This window comes from Streptomyces sp. NPDC059456, assembly GCF_042750055.1.
Lineage (GTDB): Bacteria > Actinomycetota > Actinomycetes > Streptomycetales > Streptomycetaceae > Streptomyces.
In genome coordinates, this window is record NZ_JBHYVA010000680.1 from 1 (window position 1) to 4,539 (window position 4,539).

A 4,539-nucleotide genomic window follows, 5' to 3' on the forward strand; every position below is an offset into this window, starting at 1 on the left:
GTGTGGCCGTACCCCCTGCTGGACACCTCCCCCGTCGTGCCCCGCGCCGCGGCCCCCGGCCAGACCGTCACCGCCCGCCAGCGGACCCTGCTGGCCCGGGCGAACGGGGTACGGACCCCCGCGGACCTCGCGTGGGTGCTGGGCCGGCCCGCGTTCCACACCCTGCTCGACGTACGGCGCCTCGCGGCGGCCGGACTGGTCGAGACCCCCCACGAGCCGGCCCTGACACCGGTCGAAACGCCCCTGCCCGACTGGATCACCCAGACCCAATCCCCGGACGTGGCGCTGCTTCGCCGGTTACGCGACGCACTGGAGGCAAGCCTGTGAGGCTCCCGCTGCGACCGGCTCTGCGCTCCGAGCGCGCCGACCGCTCCGAGCGGAGGCAGCCCGAAAGGAGAAAGGCCGACATGAGCACGGCGATGGTGCCCCCCGAGGCCGAAGCCGACATACTCGCCGAGCTCCGCAGGCTGCGGGCCCGGGTGCCCCAGCTCACCGGCGCCCTCGCCGGCAGCGCGGACGGCCTCGTGCTCGCCCAGGACAGCGCCGCCACCGAGGTGGAGTCCGTCGCGGCCCTGACCGCGGCCGCCCTCGGCGTGGCCCAGCGGCTCAGCGACACCACCGGCCAGGGTGGGTTCCGCGAGCTGCTGATCCGCGGCGAACACGGATACGTGGCGACGTACGCCGCCGGGGACGCCGCCGTCCTCACCCTCATAGCGGAGCCCCGCGTCAACGTCGGCCGGCTCCATCTGGAGGCCCGCCGCTCCAGCGTGCGGATAGCGGAGCTCATCGACCACGTCCTGGGGCGCCGCGGACCCGAGATGCCTCCCGTCCCGCCGCTGCCTCCCGTCCCGCCGGTCCATCCCGGCGCGGACCGGTAGCCGGTCCGCGCACACCGCCGGACCCCCGGAACCCGCACCAGCACGTATCAACCCACGCCAACTCGTATCAACCCGAACCCGTACACATCAACCCGTATCAACGCATACCAGCGGAAGAAGACAGAGGAGCCACTCATGGCCAACGTGGAGACCGCACTCAAGGAAGCCACCGCCACCATCGACGGCGCGATCGGTGCCGCCCTGGTCGACTACGACAGCGGCATGGCGCTCGGCACCATCGGCGGCGGCAAGGAGCTCGACCTCCAGGTGGCCGCGGCCGGCAACACCGACGTGGTCCGGGCCAAGGTCCGCACCATGGACATGCTCGGCCTGAAGGAGGAGATCGAGGACATCCTGATCACCCTCGGGAGCCAGTACCACCTGATCCGGCTGCTGAAGGGACGGGGGAGCAAGGGCTTCTTCCTCTACCTCGCGCTCGACCGCGGCCGGGCCAACCTCGCCATGGCCCGGCACCAGCTCAAGAAGATCGAGAACGAGCTCGAAGTCTGAGCAGACGTTCGGTCGGACCCCGACGCCCAGGTGGCGGGCGGCTGAATTCTTTGCCGTCCGCCTCGGGGCTCCAGGCCCTTATGTCCAGGATGGGGGGACTTTATCATCTCGTTACCGAGTAGGATGCTCTCATCACCTGATCATCGAAATAGCTTGAAACGCTGGAGAACTCGCTACCCATGCCCCCGCGCCTGAGCATCGTCGTCCCCGTCTACAACGTCGAGCTCTATCTCGACGAGTGCCTGGAGTCCATTGCAGCCCAGACGTTCGCCGACTTCGAGTGCATCCTCGTTGACGACGGGTCCACCGACACCAGCGCCGTCATCGCAAAGGCCTTCGCCGCGCGGGACAAGCGTTTCCGGGTCGTCATGCAGGAGAACGCCGGCCTCGGCGCCGCTCGCAACGTCGGTGCCCGCCACGCCTCCGAGGGCAGTGAGTACCTGGCCTTCGTCGACAGCGACGACACGATGCCGGACTACGCCTACGAGCGCATGATCGCCGCACTCGACGAGACCGGCTCGGACTTCGCGGGCGGCAACGTGAAGCGATTCCGCTCCGTCGGCATGCAGCAGTCCTGGGGCCACCGGGCCGCGTTCGCCAAGACCCAGCTGAAGACCCACATCTCCAAGTTCCCGGCGCTGGTCACCGACCGCACCGCGTGGAACAAGGTCTACCGGCGCACCTTCTGGGACGAGCACGGCTTCCAGTACCCCGAGGGCATCCTCTACGAGGACGCCCCCGTCAGCATCCCCGCGCACTACTTCGCCTCCAGCGTCGACATCCTCAGCGACTGCGTGTACCACTGGCGCGTCCGCGAGACCGGCGAGCGCTCCATCACCCAGCGCTCCACCGACCCGGTCTCCCTGATCGACCGCGTGACCTCCGTCCGCCTGGTCCGCGAGGCCCTCAAGGCCAAGGAGGGCGCCAAGTACGTCCGCTACCTGCGCGACTACGACTACAACGTGCTGAGCGAGGAGCTCCCGCTCATCTACAAGTACGTCGGTGAGGGCGGAGCCGACTTCCGCGCCGCCTTCGTCAAGGAGGTCGGCGGGCTCGTCCGCGAGATCGGCACCGCTCCCTGGTCCGACCTGACCGTCGCCGACCGCCTCAAGGCGTACCTGGCCGGCGAAGGCCGCGTCGAGGACTTCATCGCCCTCACGCAGCACCAGAGCGACTACTCGTACAGCGTTCCCGTCAAGGGCCTGGCCCGCCCGCAGGCCGACTACCCGTTCCTGCACGGCCGTCCGCCGGTCCCCGCCAAGATCCTCACCCTCGGCCCGCGCGAGCGCCGCGTCGTCAGCCGCCTGGAGCAGGCCGTCTGGAGCGACGGCAAGCTGCTGCTGCGGGGCTACGCCGTGCCCGGCCACCTCGGCGCGGAGAGCCGCCTCGGCTCGCGCAAGATATTGGTGTTCCGTGAGGGCGGCAAGCGCCGCCGCACGGTCGTCAGCACCCGTACCGTCGCCTCCCCGATGGCCACCGTCAACGCCCCGCACCTCGCCCTGCGGCACGCCGACTGGGCCGGCTTCACCGCCGTCGTCGACCCCACCGTCTTCCAGTCGGGCGGCAAGTGGACCGACGGCATATGGACCACCTCCATCGCCGTCACCGGCGCCGGCGGCCTGCACCGCGCCCGCCTCAAGGGCGGCGAGTCCGACAGCGGCCAGAACCCGCCCGCCCACTGGGTCGCCCCGGACGTCCGCATCGTCCCGAACTCCACCGGCGCCCTCACCATCCAGGTCGAGACCGTCCGGGCCCGCGCCCTCGACGTCCGCCCGGCCGGCGACGACGCCGTCGAGGTGAGCGGCGAACTCTCCGCCGAGATCGGCGCCGGCGCGACCCTGCGCGCCGAGCACGTCTCCACCGGCACCGTCCTCACCCTCCCGATCGAGACCGGCTCCGCCGGCGCCGGCGGGCGGCTCCCGTTCACCGTGCGCGTACCGCTGGCCGACCTGGCCGCGGTACCGGACGCCCCGTGCGAGCCCGGGCAGTGGACGCCCGAGCCGTGGAGCATGACCGTCGTCGCAGCCAACGGCTCCGAGCACCGGCTCGCGCACGACGAGCGCGGCGGCTTCACCGGCCTCGTCGTGCCCCTGACCGGCGGGGAAACCGGCCGCTCCCTCTTCGCCAAGCGCGGCAACACCGGACACCTGACCCTCTCGGTGCAGCCCTCGCCGCCACTGGTCGACTCGGTCGAGAGCCGGGACGGCACGCTCACCCTGAAGGGCCGCTTCGTCGCGCCCACCGACGAGCCCTACGAGCTGGTCCTGCACGACGCGCACGGCACCGAGTACAGCTACCCCGTCACCCGGGACGGCGACCGCTTCGAGTCCACCTTCGAGCCGGTCCTCCCCGAGTCCTACGCCGGCCGCACCACGCTGCCCCAGGGCCGCTGGTGGCCCACGCTGCGCCCGCTCGCCCAGGGCGGCACCACCGCCGGCCTGCTCGGCGTCGACCGCGGGGCACCGGTGCAGTTCGCACCCACCGCCCTGCACGCGGGGCCGCACGCCCTCACCGTGCTGGGCCGCCGGATGCGGGTCGAGGCCCGCTTCTACGACCGCATGGTGCTCGTCGCCGACCCGATGCTCAGCCCGCACGACCGCTCCCGGTACGCGCAGCGCGTCACCCGGTACGAGACCTACCCCGCGCAGCGCGCCCTGCCGGTCAAGGACATCGTCGTCTACGACACCCACCAGGGGAACGGCGCCGGCGACTCGCCGCGCGCCATCCACGAGGAGCTGGTGCGGCGCGGCGAGAAGCTGGACCACGTCTGGCTCGTCCGCGACGGTCGCGCCGAGGTCCCCGCGACCGCCCGCGCCGTCCAGTACGACAGCGTCGAGGCCTGGGAGGTCCTGGCCCGGGCCCGCTACTACGTCGTGAACGACAACGTGCCGCGGCGCTTCGAGCGCCCCGCCGGCCACATCGTCGTCCAGACCAGGCACCGAACGCCGGTCAAAGAGACTGTCTCTTATACACAAAACCGAGCCCACCATACCCCATTCGATCGCGGGGGGGGGGGGTGGGGGGTGTGGGGGCGGGGGGCCGGGAGTTGGCCGCGCCCGAGGAGTCCCAGCACGGCCCGCTGGTCGATCTGGCCGCCCCCGGCGTCGACATCGTCACCGGATGCGCCGACGAGACCGACCCCCAGACCGAC

At 71.6% G+C, this 4,539-nt stretch carries 3 protein-coding genes and 1 pseudogene; all 4 read left to right on the forward strand.

The window, feature by feature from the left end:
- Positions 1-327 (forward strand): annotated as a pseudogene (locus ACFXA3_RS36260) (transcriptional regulator); the annotation flags it as partial.
- Between the two features lie 80 nt (positions 328-407).
- Complete coding sequence (locus ACFXA3_RS36265; RefSeq protein WP_385194331.1) at positions 408-878, forward strand: roadblock/LC7 domain-containing protein; 471 nt, start codon at positions 408-410, stop codon at positions 876-878.
- A gap of 135 nt (positions 879-1,013) precedes the next feature.
- Positions 1,014-1,388 (forward strand): hypothetical protein, encoded by a 375-nt coding sequence (locus ACFXA3_RS36270; protein WP_385194334.1) that lies wholly within the window; start codon positions 1,014-1,016, stop codon positions 1,386-1,388.
- A 179-nt stretch (positions 1,389-1,567) separates the two neighbouring features.
- Positions 1,568-4,539, forward strand: a 2,972-nt coding sequence (locus tag ACFXA3_RS36275; protein WP_385194336.1) for a glycosyltransferase, incomplete at its 3' end; no start/stop codon positions are given.